Source organism: Cytobacillus sp. Hm23 (assembly GCF_051842895.1).
Taxonomy (GTDB): domain Bacteria; phylum Bacillota; class Bacilli; order Bacillales; family SM2101; genus Nanhaiella.
On the sequence record NZ_JBPXRQ010000043.1, the window covers coordinates 1 to 17,922 of the forward strand.

A 17,922-nucleotide genomic window follows, 5' to 3' on the forward strand; every position below is an offset into this window, starting at 1 on the left:
GAAGTTTCAAGCGTTTTAGAGCTAAAATCTTATTAGCTCATAAGTATAAAAAAGTGGGTGTTCATGTTGGATAGGGCGAAGAGAACTTGCTTCACCCCAACATTTGACGTTGAACCTTTTTTTATTGTGATTAAGCTAATCAGCATTTTAAAGATCAGCAAAGATGCCATGATACTATAGTTGCATCCGTTTTTATTCTTTTGTACGAAAAAAACATTTAATGTGAATACAGTTTTTTTTAATTGTCTAGCACAGCGCCATCATAATATGTTTTTCATTAACTTTAACCTTTGATGACGCTGATCAAGTGTGCACGCTTTTTAATTATGCAGCATGATTGCGAATTCAGTTGTAGCTGTGTCATATGATGGTAACAAATTGCAATAAAAGTAAATATCAAAAATAAACTTTGGTTATGGTCATTAAGCTATTTTTTTTGTGCTATGGATTCGAATAATAAATGAAGCAATTAGGCCAGTAAGTGGCAGGGCAATAAGAGAGCAAATAACATTAAAAATAACGCTAACATGAGCCAACTGAACATCAGGAATAGTGGTGAGGAGTTCAGCTATTGTACCTAGGCTTTTTATAAAAGGATAGAAAATGGCTACACCTAATACATTCAACCAAATATGTGCATATGCAGTTAATTTTGCCTCATGACTAGCACCGATACTAGCTAAAAATGCAGTTATACATGTCCCGATATTTGACCCTAATATAATGGCGATTCCGGCCTGTAAACTTAAAACATTTTCATTCATAAAGCCCATAACAATTCCGGTTGTGGCAGTACTAGATTGAATAATTGCTGTCAAAAACGTCCCTAAACCTACTCCAAAAATACCACTCTTATTTGTGATCTCTAAAAAAGAGTGTACAGAGGGTATGAGAGATAGGGGCTCCGCTAATTGCTCAAAGCCATTCATTGCGACGAATAAGCAGCCTAATCCAAATGCAATGGCTCCTGTACTAAATAGCTTAATATTGTTTGTAAATAAAAACAAAAATCCTAAAATAATGAGTGGCAAAATTGCTGCTTCTAAATCAATGGTTATGAATTCTGTAGTAAATGTTGTTCCGATATTTGTTCCTAGGATAATTCCGATAGACTGTTTAAAATTTATGTAGCCAGTTGCTACTAAGCCGATTGTTATGATCATAACTGCAGAACTACTTTGCAATAATGCAGTAACAACAATCCCGACAAGAAAACCGCTAAACGGATTTATTGTAAGTCTTTTGATAACATGTTTCATCTTTTCGTGTGAAATATTAAATAAACCTATCCGCATCACAGTCATTCCAAATAGAAATATTGATAAATAAACAGCAAATAATGAAATGATTTTTGCCATTGCCATGTAAATCACCTCTCCTATCACATTGTATGGACAAGGGTAACATTACATGACACCAATTTTGGTTGACCTTTAATACCGATTATACTATAATTGCAAAGTACATGTTTAATTACATGTTGTTTAGATTGTGAGTGGTTGTTTTCGGAGGGAGGGAAATAGAATGTCAAAAACTGTCGTTCGTAAAAACGAATCGCTTGAAGATGCTCTTCGTCGTTTCAAACGTTCGGTTTCTAAAACAGGTACGTTACAGGAAGCAAGAAAGCGTGAATTCTATGAAAAGCCAAGCGTAAAACGTAAGAAGAAGTCTGAAGCCGCTAGAAAGCGTAAATTCTAAAAGAGGGTGTAGTTATGGGTCTTCTTGAACGTTTAAATACTGATATGAAGCAAGCGATGAAAAATAAAGAAAAAGAAAAACTTTCCGTCATTAGGATGGTTAAGTCTTCACTTCAAAATGAAGCGATTAAACTAGGTAGTAGCCAACTATCTGAAGACGAGGAGTTAACTGTACTTTCTCGCGAATTAAAACAACGTAAAGACTCCCTCCAAGAATTTGATAAAGCTGGTCGTTCGGACCTGGTAGATAAACTGAAAGATGAAATTTCATTATTAGAAATTTATATGCCAAAGCAACTTTCAGAAGATGAAATTAAAGAAATAGTGAAAGAAACCATTGCTGCAGTGAATGCTTCTTCTAAAGCTGACATGGGTAAAGTAATGGGCGCGTTGATGCCAAAGGTCAAAGGTAAGGCCGATGGTTCACTTGTGAATAAAGTTGTACAACAATTTCTTTCTTAATAAAACAGCACCCGATGGTAGGTGCTGTTTTTTAAATTCTTTTCCATTACTGAAACTTTTTTATATTGTAAACGTATAAGAATACATAAGTAATTTCAAAATTAAATAGGCTAAAATTAGAAAGGAGGGTCTATAAAATGAGAAGAATACGTTTACCATTCTTTGTTATGATGTTATTTACAGCAGTTATTCTATCTTTTATCCCTATGAAAGGCTCCACTAGTGGGGAACTGGTCTATGTTATCCCTGTGGAAGACACTGTTGAGAAAGGTTTATATGCATTCATTGATCGTTCAATTTCTGAAGCAGAGGAAGCTGGGGCAGATTTAATCATATTAGAAATAAATACCCCTGGTGGAGCGGTGGATGCTGCTGGAAAAATTGGAAAACGAATTAGTTCTACAGATGTTCCGATTGTGGCATATGTAAATATTCATGCTCTATCAGCAGGTGCATATATTGCATTAAATGCAGATGAAATTTATATGAGTCCAACTGCCTCTATGGGGGCTGCAGCGGTCATAACAAGTGATGGTAATGCAGCAGACGAAAAGGCTCAATCATCATGGAATACATCGATGGAAGGAGCTGCGGCTTTGAACGGTCGTGACCCTATTTACGCGATCGCTATGGCGGATAAAGAGGTTGATCTCCCAGAGTATAATGCGGAGAAAGGAAAGCTGTTAACTTTAACAGCGGATCAAGCCTATGAAGTGAAGTATGCTGAAGGAATTGTAAATAATCGCTCAGAGCTAACGCAATTACTCGGTTTTGACAATCCAGAGATTGTGGAAACAAAAGTCAGTTTGGCAGAAAATATCGCGAGATTTATTACTAACCCGGTTGTTGTCCCAATTTTACTATCAATCGGCAGCATTGGCTTGTTAGTTGAGTTATACTCACCGGGATTTGGTGTGCCAGGCTTAATGGGGGCGTCAAGTTTGTTATTGTTTTTCTACGGCCATTTTGTAGCAGGACTTGCGGGGATGGAAGCAATTATCTTCTTTTTTGCTGGCGTTGTGCTCATTATTTTAGAATTTTTTGTCCCGGGGGGAATATTAGGGATGATTGGCTTTGGGTCAATTCTTACTAGCTTATTTTTAGCGACAGACGATGTCGGTCACATGGCGGTATCGTTACTAATTGCGATTTTTGTTACAATATTAGCCTCAATTCTATTATTTAAGGTGTTTGGCAAAAAAATACGTATTTTTAACAGAATTATTCTAAGAGATTCTACAAATAGTGATGAAGGTTATATAACTAATAAGAATAGAAATGATTTAATTGGAAAAGAAGGCTACACAACTACTGTACTTCGACCTTCTGGAACTGTTGTGATCAATAATGAACGCCTAGATGTTGTCACTGAAGGTGGATATATTGATAATAATAAAAAAATTAAAGTGATTAAAACAGAAGGAGCTCGTATTGTAGTTAGAGAAATAGTATAGAATGCAATAATAAAATGTTGTATAAAGTAATAAGAACAATAATATATCAAGGAGGAATATTTTTATGCAATTTGATACTGGAACTATTTTAGTATTGTTAGCTGTAGCACTTGTCATAATTGTTTTAGCTGTATTATTTACATTTGTTCCTATTATGCTCTGGATATCTGCTCTAGCTGCAGGTGTAAGAGTAAGTATTTTCACTTTAATCGGAATGAGGTTACGTCGAGTTATCCCGTCAAGGGTCATCAATCCGTTAATAAAAGCAGTAAAAGCTGGCTTAAATGTTAGTACAAATCAATTGGAGAGTCATTATTTAGCAGGAGGTAACGTAGATAGAGTTGTGAACGCACTTATTGCCGCACAGCGTGCGAATATAGAGTTGTCATTTGAACGATGTGCTGCGATAGATCTAGCTGGTCGTGACGTATTAGAAGCAGTTCAAATGAGTGTTAACCCTAAAGTAATTGAAACACCATTTATTGCGGGTGTTGCGATGGATGGCATCGAAGTAAAAGCAAAAGCACGTATTACAGTGCGTGCAAACATTGATCGCTTAGTCGGTGGTGCTGGAGAAGATACAGTTATAGCCCGTGTAGGTGAAGGGATCGTAAGTACAATCGGTTCTTCAGGTAATCATAAAAAAGTTTTAGAAAACCCAGATTTAATTTCTCAAACAGTGTTAGCGAAAGGTCTAGATTCAGGAACTGCATTTGAAATTTTGTCGATTGATATTGCAGATATTGATATCGGTAAAAATATTGGGGCAGAGTTGCAAATAGACCAAGCTGAAGCAGATAAAAATATTGCCCAAGCTAAGGCGGAAGAACGAAGAGCTATGGCTGTTGCCAAGGAGCAAGAGATGACGGCTCGTGTTCAAGAAATGCAAGCTAAAGTTGTTGAAGCCGAAGCCGAGGTTCCTCTCGCTATGGCAGATGCATTACGGACAGGTAAGCTTGGAGTCATGGATTACATGAGTCTAAAAAATATAGATGCTGATACAAATATGAGAGACTCTATAGGAAAGCTTACTGACGATCAAGATGAAGATGAACAATCGTAGCGTTCATGATGGGGGTGACTCCTAATGGAGCAAATTATAGATTTCTTCATATCAAATATAGTTTTATTAGTGATTTTGTTTGGTGTGTTTTCTAGAATATTTAAAGGTTTTTCATCAGGGGCTTCTAATTCAAAAGGAACTTCATCAACAAATGAAGCAAAGCCTGTTATTTTTAATGAAGTGGAAGACATGCATAATCCTCAAGCAAGTACTGTGGAACGTGAAAGTGAAGTTGCTGAGTCAAAAGTAGATTTATATCATCAATTAAAAGAAGTGGTTAGGGAACGGAACAATCAATCAATAGAAAAAACTGAACCAATGCAGAAGAAAAGCTCTAAACAGGTGCAGAAGGAAAATAAGCTGTTGATAACGAAAAAGAGTGTTGTCCAAGGAGTTATTTTTAGCGAAATTCTTGGACCTCCACGAGGAAAAAAACCATATCAGCCAATTTCACACCGTTCACAGTCGAAAATGGGCCAATCTAGATAAGAAATTATAGTGATAGAACCCCCTTTTAACTCATAAACATGAGTTGAAAGGGGGTTCTTTTATTATGAAGAAATTGCGGCACCAAATGAGAAATTGGCTTACAAATAAACTAGAACTACCCGCGGATGTGACGATGGACCTTCCCCGCATAACAATGATTGGGCAATTACACATATATATTGAAAACCACCGGGGGTTGCTTTCATTTGCTGATGATGAACTGCGATTATTGTTAAAGCAAGGTCAACTGCTCGTGAAAGGGGAGTCCTTTGTAATTAAAATGATACAACCAGAGGAGCTCTTATTGGAAGGGAAAATTGAACAAGTTACATATATTAATGATTAATTAAGGGGGAAAAAATGAAAAATCAGTGGTTGAACTTTATGACTGGTGTTATTCAAGTAAATGCTAAAGGCAAAGGTATTGAACGATTTATAAATCAATGTATTCAAAATGATATAAATATATGGAATGTTAAGAGACAGGGAACAGAGTCAGTTACTTTTTTTATGTTACTGAAAGATGTTAGTAAGGTAAGACGAGTTGTAAGAACATTTGACTGTAAGCTTTTTTTTATCCAAAAAGTTGGACTACCTTTCCTAATGAAAAAAGTACTTACGAATAGTGGTTTTTTACTTGGGCTATTACTTTTTTTTGTCATTATGATTCTGTTATCGAATATCGTCTGGCAGATTGAAATTGATGGCGCTCAACCTCAAACTGAGCATCAAATTTATCAACATTTAGATGAAATGGGTGTTAAAAAAGGTAAATTACAATTTCTCCTTGAAGATGTCGATATTATTCAACAGCAGTTAACAAACAATATTGATTCAATTACTTGGATTGGTGTAGAACTAAGGGGTACTACATATCATTTTCAAGTAGTTGAAAAGGAAGAACCAGAGGAACCAGAACAAATTGGTCCTCAACACTTAGTAGCAAAAAAAGAATCAGTAATTACTAAGATGTTTGTAGAAGAAGGTCAGGCTATTGTTGAAATCAATCAACATGTCAATAAAGGAGAATTACTAGTAAGTGGAATGATCGGAAAAGAAGATAATACTCAAATAGTCGCTGCACGTGGAAAGGTATATGGTGAAACTTGGTATCGGGCAACAGTGAAAACACCGTTATCCCAAACAATACATGTTCTTACTGGTAATTCAAAGTCAAAACATCTATTATCATTTGGGGGTATAACCCTTCCATTTTGGGGATTTGCTAAAAATGACTATCGGAATTATGAAACATACGAAACAACAAAAGATCTTCATTTATTAAATTGGAAGCTGCCAGTATCATATATGAAAAATGTGATAAGGGAAACAGAGACAGTTGAAAGAGTCTATTCAGAGAAGGAAGCAAAAGAACTGGCAATTGAATCTGCACGAACAGAATTGCAAACTAAACTTGACGAAGATGCAACTATAAAAGAAGAAAAAGTTTTGCACGAAACGAATGAGAATGGTAAATTAAAGGTAGAAATTATTTACACAGTAATAGAAAATATCGCAATTGAGAAGCCAATCATTCAAGGAGATTAAATAATGTCAGAAGCGTTAGTAACGATAAAACAACAAGTAAAAAACGCAAATGAAGCCATTTCATTATTTGGTATACATGATACTAACTTAAAGCGTATTGAAGAAGAACTGCAAGTAACGATTGTAACTCGTGGTGAAACAGTAAGTGTATCTGGTGACAATGAGAATGTAAAAAAAGCGGATGAGATTTTAACACAGTTATTGAAGCTAATTAGAAATGGTATTCAAATTGGTGAACGAGATGTTTTATATGCCATTCAACTAAGTAAAAAAGGCACGCTAGAATATTTTGATGAACTTTTTAAAGAGGAAATTGCTGTAACAGTTAAAGGCAAATCAATTCGTGTGAAAACTCTCGGACAGCGCCACTATATCTCTTCAATTAAGAATAATGATATGGTGTTTGGTATTGGGCCAGCAGGGACAGGAAAAACCTATTTAGCAGTAATCATGGCAGTGAACGCATTAAAAAATGGACATGTCAAAAGAATCATACTTACTCGACCTGCTGTAGAAGCTGGGGAAAATCTTGGATTTCTACCTGGAGATTTACAAGAGAAGGTAGATCCATATTTGAGACCACTCTATGATGCCCTCCATGATGTTTTAGGAGTTGAACATACCGTTAGATTAATTGAGAGAGGGATTATTGAAATCGCCCCGTTGGCATATATGAGAGGTAGAACATTAGACGATGCATTTATTATATTGGATGAAGCTCAAAATACTACACCTGCTCAAATGAAAATGTTTTTAACTAGATTAGGTTTCGATTCAAAAATGGTGATTACTGGAGATATTTCTCAAGTAGATTTACCTAAAGGAGTAACATCAGGGTTGGCTATTGCAAAGGAAATTTTGGAGAATATTAAAGGAGTTTCTTTTGTTTTTCTAGAACAATCAGATGTAGTACGACACCCTTTAGTGAGTAGAATTATTACAGCATATGACAAAGCTAATTTATAAAGCTTTTGACCCTTGCAAATGATTGTATGGGTCAATTTCCTATATATATTCTATGCTTTATTTTACTAGCAATGAATGATGTGAAAATGGTTGTTCAGTAACATTATTATTCTAAAAAAGACATACATCAGCCATATCAGGTTTTCATCGTTTAGTTAAGGATTAGAAGGTAAGGTACGCTAGTTGAATCGTGTTAAGCCCTAGTATGATGCCTGTTTTCGTATAGATTATTGTTTTTCGTATAAAAACATAAACACGTATACAACTAGAACTCGTGTCATCTTTTCTGCTAATGATGATTGTATATTAAAACGTCATCTTTATCTTCTTGTATAGGAACTAAGCAACAGAGTTTACGAAACGAGCCTAGTATGAAAAATAACAATGCGGCAAAAGCAGCTTTTCTAACAAAGGAGGGGAGCAGAATTCATGAAATTAATGGAATATATGAAAAAGCTTTTAACATTGCTGAAGGAATATAAGTTTGTTCATATCGGTTTTTATGTTGTTATAGCAGCAGTTATATTTTTAGCTTTATATAGTAACGTCGAGCCAAAGAAGTACAATATCCAATTACACAATGATGCAGAACAAACGATATACTCCCCGAAAACGATAGAAGATAAAGAAATGACTGAGCGAAAAAGAAAGGAAGCTGCTGGAGAGGTACAGGATGTATTCTTACAAAAAAAAGAATATGAAGAAAATAGCGTAGATGTAATTTCTGACTTTTTTTCTTGGATTGATGAAGTCAATGGGGAATTGAACGAGAAATATGCAAATATTAGAGCGGTTATTGAAAACGAAGAAGGCATAGAAAATGAAGAAGCTGAATTAGAGCCACAACGCTTAGAACCGACTGATGAAGAAAAAATAGAGTTGCTCAAAACAAAGATGCCTGAAGATATAGTCAACCTGTTTTCAAATCAGGAGATCGAAGTACTATTTCAAGCTACACCTGAGCAATTAACAAATGCTCAAGAGAAAGCTATTACAGTAGTGCAAAATATTATGAGTGAAGAACTCCGTACTAATGAAATAGAGAGTGCAAAAAGACAAGCAGAGAATGAATTACAGTACCTTAATGTTAAATCTTCATTAAGAAATACAATATCCAAGTTAGTGAAATTCGTCATTATTCCTAACATGATTTATGATGTAGAAGCTACCGAGGAAAAGCGGGAACAGGCAAGAAATGCAGTGGAACCCGTGATGATTATTCAAGGTCAAATCATTGTAGAGGAAGGAGAGCTGATAACTCAAGATATCATTAGAAAGCTTGAAGTAATTGATTTAGTACAAAATAAACGTTCTTTTCAGCCTTTTATAGGGCTTGGCTTAATGATTGGTTTGATGTTAGCAGCAGTTTCATATCATTTCTTTAGAGATGAAAGTAAAAGGTCAAATAAGAATGTGGACTTATTGTTATATACAATCATATTCACTATAACGATTTTGTTAATGAAAGGAACTAGTTTACTGCATCAGTTTGGATGGTCAGATATTGGTTATTTAACTCCAATTGCTGTAGGCCCATTGTTAATCAAGGTGTTAATAAATGATCGCTTAGCGGTATTAACTAGTACGATATTTGCTGTGTGCGGTAGTATTATGTTTAACGAAGGAGTTATTGGTTCTTTTAACTTTTCGATTGGTGTTTACTTTTTATGTAGTGGCTTAGTAGGTGTGTTTTTCTTAGATCGAATTAACCATCGTGCAAAAATTCTTCAATCTGGTCTATTCATTTCGGTAATTAATATTATTGTAATTACATCAATCATGTTACTGAAAAACGGACAATATTCTTTATTGGAAATAGGAATTTACGTAGCAATGGCGATATTTTCAGGTCTCTCAGCAGCTGTTCTCACAATCGGGATTATGCCATTTTTAGAAGCAGGTTTTGGCATACTTTCGACGATAAAACTTATAGAACTGTCAAATCCAAACCATCCTTTGTTAAGGAAAATACTAGTGGAAACTCCTGGGACATATCATCATAGCGTAATGGTTGCAAATCTATCTGAGGCTGCATGTGAAGCGATTGGTGCAAATGGTTTATTAGCAAGAGTCGGTTCATATTACCATGACATAGGAAAGACGAAGAGGCCTCAATTTTTTATTGAAAATCAAATGAATATCGAAAATCCTCATAACAATATTGCCCCGCAGCTGAGTAAAAATATAATCATTGCACACGCAACAGAAGGGGCAGAAATGTTAAGGAAACACAAGTTACCTACTGAAATTGTGGATATAGCCGCACAGCATCATGGAACATCATTAATAAAGTATTTTTATCATAAAGCTCAACAGCAATCTGAAATTCCTATATCAGAAGAAGAGTTTCGCTATCCAGGGCCAAAGCCACAAACGAAGGAAGCTGCCATTATAGGAATTGCAGATAGTGTAGAAGCAGCAGTACGCTCGCTGACAAATCCAAGTTCAGCAGAAATTCAAAAGCTTATTAAGAATATCATTGCAGATCGATTACAAGATGGGCAGCTGAACAATTGTGATTTAACTTTGAAAGAGCTTGATGTTGTTTCATCATCTCTATGTGAAACTTTAAAAGGGATATTCCACTCAAGAATTGAATATCCAGAAGCAACGAGACAGAAGGTGAAAGAGGCATGAGTTTAATTATCGATTTTATTGATGAAACAAAAAAGGTGAGAGACGAACATCAAAACTTGGTAGAAGACATCTTACAATTTGTAGCAACAAGAGAAAATATTGATGACGGAGCAGAATTATCAATTACATTTGTTAGTAATAAGCGCATACAAGAAATTAATCGAGAGTATAGAAATAAAGATCAACCGACTGACGTTATTTCATTTGCTATGGAAGAAATGGGGGAGGATGAAATCGAAATTACTGGTATAGAACTTCCTGTAGTGCTAGGAGATATTATCATTTCAACGACCAAAGCAAAAGAACAGGCAGAAGAATATGGACATTCATTTGATAGGGAGCTCGCTTTTTTATCAGTTCACGGATTATTACATTTGCTTGGCTATGATCACGAGACCGAAGAAGAAGAAGTAATTATGTTTACTAAACAAAAGGAATTACTTGAACAATATGGGCTATCGAGATAGAAATAACAATAAATTTAGAAACAGTTTGTTGTTTGCGATAAATGGTATTAGACATGTAGCTAGTAAGGAAAGAAACTTTAAAATTCATATTAATATCGCAATTATTGTGTTGTTTTTAGGATTATTTGTTGGACTTTCTCCAATTGAATGGGTGGCAATAATCATTACGATAGGCATAATGTTGAGTCTGGAAATGGTAAATACAGCTATTGAAAGAACAGTTGACTTAATTACAAATGATTACCATCCATTAGCTAAACTTGCCAAGGATATTTCAGCTGGTGCAGTTTTGCTTTTTGCGATTATTTCCGTTATGATTGGAATACTTATTTTTCTGCCAAAACTTATATTATTTTTATAAGCGGCGCTTGCGCATTTCGTATTGTCTAGCTAAAGCGCCTATCCCCTCGAGTCACTTCGTCATTGCACTAGAAGGCAAAAAGCACCTTCAAATGAAATGACTCCAGTGCTTTTCGGGGATGAGCAAGGCGCTTGCGCATTTCGTATTGTCTAGCTCCAGCGCCTATCCCCTCGAGTCACATTTGATGCGCTGGGTCTATCGTTTTGTATGTTTCTTACTATTTTACGACATCTTGGAGGATTTTGATGAATACTACAAAATATCATTCAGGCTTTGTATCAATCATTGGTAGGCCGAATGTTGGAAAATCAACTTTTATAAATCATGTAATTGGTCAAAAGATTGCAATTATGAGTGATAAACCTCAGACGACACGTAATAAAATCCAAGGGGTTTATACGGAAGATCACAGTCAAATTATTTTTATTGATACACCAGGAATACATAAACCGAAACATAAGCTTGGCGATTTCATGATGAAGGTAGCGCAGGATACTTTAAGAGAAGTTGATATCGTCCTATTTATGGTAAACGCTGTTGAAGGAACTGGTCGTGGTGATGAATATATTATTGAAAGATTACAAGCAGTGAATACGCCAGTCTTCCTTGTTGTAAACAAAATAGATGAAATCCATCCTGATGACTTGTTGCCGTTAATTAAGCAATATGAATCGAAATATTCGTTTAAAGAAATTGTTCCAATTTCTGCGTTACAAGGTAGTAATGTCGAAACTCTGTTAGATCAAATTAAAAAATATTTACCTGAAGGGCCTCAGTATTATCCAGAAGATCAGGTAACAGATCACCCTGAAAGATTTATTATTGCTGAGTTAATTAGAGAAAAGGCACTACATTTAACAAGAGAAGAGATTCCACATTCCATTGCAGTAGTAATAGACGGTATTCAGCGAAGAGAGAACAATAATGCCATTTATATTAGTGCAACGATAATAGTTGAAAGAAGTTCTCAAAAAGGGATAGTCATTGGTAAGCAAGGAAAGATGCTAAAAGAAATTGGAAAAAGGGCAAGACATGACATTGAAACATTATTAGGCACGAAAGTGTTTTTAGAACTCTGGGTTAAAGTTCAAAAAGATTGGCGCAACAAATTGACACATATTCGAGACTTTGGTTTTAATGAAGAAGATTATTAATGATATCGATTTGGACAAGTTGTCATCCTGGACTTTTTCCCATAAAATATAGGGGTAGACGTTTGAGAAACACCTTTTAACAAAATTTGTGTAACATGATATTGGCAGGAGTGCTCACCCTAAACATAGGGATTGGAAGTTATATGCTAGCGTGTATCATCAGAAAGGTGGGATTCTTATGTTAGATTTTACCTGGAGTATATTTAGTCAAACAGGTAACATTGATACGTACCTTCTTTTTAAAGAATTAGAGAAGGAGAACGATGGAGGACCCGAAGACAAAGAGAATGACCTAGCAAAACTAGATTTTCCAATGTCGTGATCTGCCTGATTTTTTGGTGGTGGACAAAACTTGTTGCAAAAGTATGAAGGAATTGTTATTCGAACAAATGAATATGGTGAAACAAACAAAATTGTTACTCTATTTACTAGGGAAGCAGGTAAAATTGGAGTAATGGCTAGAGGAGCAAAGAAGCCTAATAGTCGTCTAGCCTCAATTACTCAATTATTTACTTATGGCCATTTCTTAATACAAAAAGGAAGTGGTCTAGGCAACCTTCAACAAGGAGAAGCAAGCTCATCATTACGAGCTATTCGTGAAGACATATTTCGTACTGCATACGCGTCATATGTTGTAGAGTTGACTGATAAAAGTACGGAAGATCTAAAAGGAAACCCTTTCTTATTTGAATTACTTTATCAAACACTCAACTATATGAATGAGGGAGAAGATTTAGAAATATTAACCTTCATTTACGAAATGAAAATTTTACAAGTATTAGGGTTACATCCGGTGTTAGATCATTGTGCCATTTGCCATAATAGTGAAGGACAGTTTGCTTTTTCTATAAAAGAAGGTGGTTTAATCTGTCATAAGTGTTATGGAAAAGATGTTCATCATTTGAAGATATCGCAGGCTACGGTAAGATTATTACGACTTTTTTACTATTATGATCTAAGCAGATTAGGCAGGATTTCTGTTAAAACTGAAACTAAGCAACAATTAAATACGATCATAGCTGCATACTATGATGAATACTCAGGGTTAGCGTTAAAATCAAAAAGATTTTTAAATCAATTAGACAACTTGAAAAATAAACTATAATGTATTTAACATCAGCCTATTGTATTAAAGTATACAGTAGGTTTTTTCAAAGCTACCAACTTAGTATATAATATCTTGTAGGAACAAACTACATAAGAGTATATATTGCAATTGCTAAAATTAAAGGTGGTGATTACAATCGAATTAAGTAAACGACAGGAGCAAATACTACGAATTGTTAAGGACAATGGACCTATCACCGGTGAACATATTGCAGACCAATTAAATTTAACAAGAGCGACATTACGGCCTGACTTAGCTATATTAACAATGGCTGGTTACTTAGAAGCAAGACCACGTGTTGGCTATTTTTATACAGGAAAGACTGGTTCACAGCTATTGAGCGATAAAATAAAGAAAATCTTAGTTAAGGATTATCAATCAATTCCTGTTGTAGTTAATGAAGGTGTGTCGGTATATGATGCTATTTGTACAATGTTTTTAGAAGATGTTGGTACACTGTTCGTAGTAGATGATAACACTTCACTCGTTGGGGTTTTATCAAGGAAGGATTTACTTAGAGCTAGTATCGGTAAACAAGAGTTGACAACAATTCCTGTTAATATTATTATGACAAGAATGCCGAATATAACAATGTGTAAAAGAGATGACTTAATGATAGATGTTGCTAGAATATTAATTGAAAAACAAATTGATGCATTACCAGTCATAAAAGAAACAGACAAAGGGTATGAAGTAATCGGTAGAATTACGAAAACAAATATGACAAAGGTACTTGTAGCAATAGAGGAAGATGAAATAATATAAACAATTTGTAAGTCTATTAATATACTGAAATGGGGGAATAGGATGAATAACCCACAAATATACGTAGTATCTGATTCTGTAGGAGAAACAGCAGAGCTTGTTGTAAAAGCGGCTATATGCCAGTTTAGCAACACGAACATTGAAATTAAGCGAGTGCCATATGTTGAGGATACGTCTACTCTTACCGAAGTACTTTCACTAGCAAAAATGAATAATGCAATTATTGCTTATACGTTAGTTATTCCTGAAATGCGTACGTTTTTGATTCAAGAAGCAGCGCGTGAAGGTGTTGTAATTTATGATATTATTGGTCCACTTATAGATAAAATGCAAATTGCATATGATACGAAACCTCGCCAAGAACCAGGTATGGTTAGAAAGCTAGATGACGAGTACTTTAAGAAAGTTGAAGCTATTGAGTTTGCTGTAAAGTATGATGATGGAAGGGACCCTCGAGGAATTTTAAGAGCTGATATTGTCTTAGTTGGTGTGTCACGCACTTCCAAAACTCCATTATCACAATATTTAGCTCATAAACGTTTAAAGGTGGCAAATGTACCAATCGTACCAGAAGTTGACCCCCCTGACGAACTATTTCAAGTACCTGCTAATAAATGCTTTGGGTTAAAAATAAGCTCTGAAAAGTTAAACTATATAAGAAAAGAGCGTTTGAAGTCTCTAGGGCTGAATGATAAAGCAATTTACGCAAATATAGATAGAATAAATGAAGAGTTAAGCTATTTCGATAATATTATTACCAACATTGGTTGTGATGTTATTGATGTAACGAATAAAGCGGTAGAGGAAACCGCAAATACAATTTTAAACATCTATAATAATCGTACAATTTAGCGCATACACTTTTCAGTGATATGTGCTTTAGTATATTCAGCCCAGGGGATTGGTGAATATATATATGGTCTTTTCGCAAACTTTATTGAAATGGAACATGTGGTTTTATATGTTTGTCATCGTTGTAGAACAGCAAAGATGCCACTTGTGTATTTGTCAATCCTTAGGGATGAAAAACAATAGACTAACTATAAGTAGTTTTATGTGTTAACTGTTTTTAAAGATGAAAAGACCACTAATTGTTATTCAATATGTATTTAGTTTTTAATATGAAAACAACAATCAAAACGAAAGTAGCAATAAAGTTTGTTGTTATTTTTTTCATGTTAAAACTTGATTTATATTTGCTTTATTTGTATAGCCAATCATTGAACTTTATATTATAATAAAAAATTGTGATAAAAAAGGTTTAGAGTTTGGTTATTACGAATAAACTATTTATTGTAAGTTGTCAAGGGGTAAACTTAAAAAATAATTCGACAAAGAAAAAGTAACAAATTTGTTACTTTTGTATTTATGATAAGGAGTATCTATGAAAAGAAGGAATCCTCGGAGTGATGTAGAATAGAGAGATATAGTAAAAAAGTTGTAAGGATCTTTGTAGATGCTGATTCTTGTCCAGTAAAATCAGAAATTGTTGAAGTTGCAAAAAATTATGTCGCAGAAGTAACCTTTATCGCATCGTATGCACATGTCTCAGAAACTGACCTTGGAGCTAAGTGGGTCTTTGTTGATTCAGATAAAGAGGCAGTGGATTTACATATCATGAACAAAGTATGTGCAAATGATGTTGTCGTTACACAAGATCATGGATTAGCGAGTATTCTACTTCCGAAAGGTGTAGTTGTCATATCTCCACGTGGAAAAATCTTTCATGAAAACAACATGGATTTAATGTTACAGCTTCGGTATATTTCAGCAAAAGAACGGAGAGCTGGGCACCACACAAAAGGTCCAAAAGCGTTTTCATCAAATGATCGTAACTATTTTATCAAATCTTTTAAAAAAATTTTGTCGAAACTTGCAGGAATTAAATCATAAATAGAGAATAACTTTATCACACGGAGATGTTAGTTATGGGAAATCGAATTCCCGAAGAAGTTATCCAACAATTACATCACTCAACAGACATCGTTGATTTAATAAGTGAATATGTACAACTGAAGAAGCAAGGGAGAAACTATTTCGGACTTTGCCCATTCCATGGAGAAAAATCGCCTTCTTTTTCGGTCTCTCCAGAAAAGCAAATTTATCATTGTTTTGGATGCGGAGCTGGAGGAAATGCTTTTTCTTTTTTAATGGAACTTGAAGGTCTTTCCTTTGTAGAGGCAGCAGAACGCCTTGCAGCAAAGGTAGATGTTGATGTAACCAAATACACAACTGCTCCTATTGAAGTAGCAAAATCTAATGAGAGCTCTAAAATGCTTGAAGCGCATGACTTATTGAAAAAATTCTATCATCATTTACTTGTCAATACAAAAGAAGGTCAAGACGCCTTGGATTATTTGCTTAATCGAGGCATTACGAAAGAGATGATAGAAAAATTTGAGATTGGGTATGCCCTGGATTCTTGGGATTTCATTTCAAAGTTTCTGATGAAAAGAGGATTTTCCGCCATACTATTAGAAAAAGCAGGATTAATTGTTAAAAAGGACGCCGACGGTTCATTTTATGACAGGTTCCGTAACCGTATTATGTTTCCGATATATGATCACCAGGGGCGTGTAGTAGCATTCTCTGGAAGGGTGCTTGGAAATGAAAAACCAAAGTATTTAAATAGTCCAGAAAGCTCTATCTTCAACAAAAGAAAACTATTGTATAACTTTCATCAATCAAGGTTGCATATAAGAAAGCAACAGCATGTTATTCTTTTTGAAGGGTTTGGAGATGTAATAGCTGCAAATAAGTGTGGAATTGAACATTCAATTGCAACGATGGGAACATCTTTAACTGATGAGCAAGCAAGGATAATAAGAAGAAATGTTGAATCAATTACGATTTGTTATGATTCTGATAATGCAGGAATCGAAGCATCCTTTCGTGCTTCAAAGCTATTATCTGATGAAGGATGCTTTGTGAAGATTGCGCAAATGCCTGAAGGCTTTGACCCTGATGACTACATTCAAAAATATGGAGCAGAAAAATTTAATACCGATGTAATAGGGGCAAGTGTTTCGTTAATGTCATTTAAAATGCAATATTTAAGAAGAGGCAAAAACCTTCAAGATGAAGGGGAGCGCATACGTTATATAGATGAAGCACTTAAGGAAATAAGCATTGTAGATAAGGCGGTTGAACGTGACCACTATATAAGGCAGCTATCTAGTGAGTTTTCTATATCATTAGACGCATTGCAGCAACAATTAAGCCAACTTCAAAAACAGGGACATCGTAAAAAGGATAATCATACATGGAATAGTAACAAAATATCATTTAGAACTCATACTCAGGCAAAATTATTACCTGCATTTCAAAATGCAGAACGTTTCCTAATTGCACATATGCTTCGTAATAAGGACATTGCATTTAAAGTTCAACAAACAATACAAGGCGACTTTAACATTGAGGAACATAGGGCAATAATTACTTATCTGTATGCATTTTATGAGGAAGGAAATGACGCTGACGTTAGCTCGTTCATCCAACGTGTCCAAAATGGAAACCTTCAAAAAACAGTATCAGAAATTGCAATGTTGGCTATTAATGATGATGTATCAGAGCAAGAGCTTACTGATTATATAAACCATGTATTAACATATCCAAAACTTTTGAAACTTAAGGAAAAAGAGTTAGAAAAACAAAATGCCGAACAGCAAAAAGATTTTGTGAAGGCTGCAACCATTGCGAACGAAATTATACAAATATCAAGATCTCTTAAATAGGGACTTATTGTATAACT

General features: G+C 34.9%; 19 protein-coding genes. 18 read left to right on the top strand and 1 reads right to left on the bottom strand.

The annotated features are described in order from the left end of the window. Positions 1-422 precede the first annotated feature (422 nt). Positions 423-1,364 carry a Na/Pi symporter gene (locus ACSVDA_RS20235; RefSeq protein WP_320207866.1) on the bottom strand — a complete coding sequence of 314 codons (942 nt, stop codon included), beginning with the start codon at positions 1,362-1,364 and terminating at the stop codon, positions 423-425. A gap of 160 nt (positions 1,365-1,524) precedes the next feature. On the opposite strand from ACSVDA_RS20235, the gene rpsU reads away from it, so the two are divergent. From rpsU to dnaG, 18 genes are all read left to right on the top strand, one after another. Beyond that, positions 1,525-1,698: a 30S ribosomal protein S21 gene (gene rpsU / locus ACSVDA_RS20240; protein WP_003152957.1), complete on the top strand. Its 174-nt coding sequence runs from the start codon at positions 1,525-1,527 to the stop codon at positions 1,696-1,698. A 14-nt stretch (positions 1,699-1,712) separates the two neighbouring features. Beyond that, complete coding sequence (locus ACSVDA_RS20245; protein ID WP_485885583.1) at positions 1,713-2,159, top strand: GatB/YqeY domain-containing protein; 447 nt, start codon at positions 1,713-1,715, stop codon at positions 2,157-2,159. Positions 2,160-2,296: 137 nt separating this feature from the next. Next, a complete protein-coding gene (locus tag ACSVDA_RS20250) occupies positions 2,297-3,613 on the top strand; it encodes an NfeD family protein (RefSeq protein ID WP_485885585.1) in 1,317 nt (438 codons plus the stop codon). Between the two features lie 64 nt (positions 3,614-3,677). Next, positions 3,678-4,676, top strand: a complete 999-nt coding sequence (gene floA / locus ACSVDA_RS20255; RefSeq protein WP_214480313.1) for a flotillin-like protein FloA — start codon at positions 3,678-3,680, stop codon at positions 4,674-4,676. Between the two features lie 24 nt (positions 4,677-4,700). Further along, on the top strand, positions 4,701-5,165 hold the full coding sequence (locus ACSVDA_RS20260; RefSeq protein WP_485885588.1) for a hypothetical protein: 465 nt from the start codon (positions 4,701-4,703) through the stop codon (positions 5,163-5,165). A 61-nt stretch (positions 5,166-5,226) separates the two neighbouring features. Next, positions 5,227-5,511 (top strand): sporulation protein YqfC, encoded by a 285-nt coding sequence (gene yqfC / locus ACSVDA_RS20265; RefSeq protein ID WP_485885634.1) that lies wholly within the window; start codon positions 5,227-5,229, stop codon positions 5,509-5,511. A gap of 14 nt (positions 5,512-5,525) precedes the next feature. Then, a complete protein-coding gene (gene yqfD / locus ACSVDA_RS20270; protein ID WP_485885590.1) occupies positions 5,526-6,713 on the top strand; it encodes a sporulation protein YqfD in 1,188 nt (395 codons plus the stop codon). A 3-nt stretch (positions 6,714-6,716) separates the two neighbouring features. Further along, positions 6,717-7,679, top strand: coding sequence for a PhoH family protein (locus tag ACSVDA_RS20275; RefSeq protein WP_485885592.1), 963 nt, complete (start codon positions 6,717-6,719; stop codon positions 7,677-7,679). Positions 7,680-8,126: 447 nt separating this feature from the next. Beyond that, a complete protein-coding gene (locus tag ACSVDA_RS20280; protein ID WP_485885594.1) occupies positions 8,127-10,316 on the top strand; it encodes an HD family phosphohydrolase in 2,190 nt (729 codons plus the stop codon). After that, positions 10,313-10,783, top strand: coding sequence for an rRNA maturation RNase YbeY (gene ybeY, locus ACSVDA_RS20285; protein WP_485885596.1), 471 nt, complete (start codon positions 10,313-10,315; stop codon positions 10,781-10,783). The genes ACSVDA_RS20280 and ybeY overlap by 4 nt, the downstream gene beginning before the upstream one ends. Continuing rightward, positions 10,767-11,144 carry a diacylglycerol kinase family protein gene (locus tag ACSVDA_RS20290; protein ID WP_320207875.1) on the top strand — a complete coding sequence of 126 codons (378 nt, stop codon included), beginning with the start codon at positions 10,767-10,769 and terminating at the stop codon, positions 11,142-11,144. Before ybeY ends, ACSVDA_RS20290 begins: the two co-directional genes overlap by 17 nt. A gap of 245 nt (positions 11,145-11,389) precedes the next feature. After that, positions 11,390-12,298 carry a GTPase Era gene (gene era / locus ACSVDA_RS20295; protein WP_485885598.1) on the top strand — a complete coding sequence of 303 codons (909 nt, stop codon included), beginning with the start codon at positions 11,390-11,392 and terminating at the stop codon, positions 12,296-12,298. 178 nt (positions 12,299-12,476) lie between these two features. After that, a complete protein-coding gene (locus ACSVDA_RS20300) occupies positions 12,477-12,620 on the top strand; it encodes a YqzL family protein (RefSeq protein WP_320207877.1) in 144 nt (47 codons plus the stop codon). A 30-nt stretch (positions 12,621-12,650) separates the two neighbouring features. After that, positions 12,651-13,403 carry a DNA repair protein RecO gene (gene recO, locus ACSVDA_RS20305; RefSeq protein WP_485885600.1) on the top strand — a complete coding sequence of 251 codons (753 nt, stop codon included), beginning with the start codon at positions 12,651-12,653 and terminating at the stop codon, positions 13,401-13,403. Positions 13,404-13,529: 126 nt separating this feature from the next. Then, on the top strand, positions 13,530-14,171 hold the full coding sequence (gene ccpN, locus ACSVDA_RS20310) for a transcriptional regulator CcpN (RefSeq protein WP_485885602.1): 642 nt from the start codon (positions 13,530-13,532) through the stop codon (positions 14,169-14,171). A gap of 42 nt (positions 14,172-14,213) precedes the next feature. Beyond that, positions 14,214-15,023, top strand: a complete 810-nt coding sequence (locus ACSVDA_RS20315) for a pyruvate, water dikinase regulatory protein (protein ID WP_485885604.1) — start codon at positions 14,214-14,216, stop codon at positions 15,021-15,023. Positions 15,024-15,617: 594 nt separating this feature from the next. Further along, positions 15,618-16,064, top strand: coding sequence for a YaiI/YqxD family protein (locus ACSVDA_RS20320; RefSeq protein ID WP_320208055.1), 447 nt, complete (start codon positions 15,618-15,620; stop codon positions 16,062-16,064). Positions 16,065-16,099: 35 nt separating this feature from the next. Next, the gene (dnaG, locus tag ACSVDA_RS20325) at positions 16,100-17,905 is read left to right on the top strand and encodes a DNA primase (RefSeq protein WP_485885606.1); all 1,806 of its coding nucleotides are present in this window, start codon (positions 16,100-16,102) and stop codon (positions 17,903-17,905) included. The last annotated feature ends 17 nt before the right edge of the window (positions 17,906-17,922 follow it).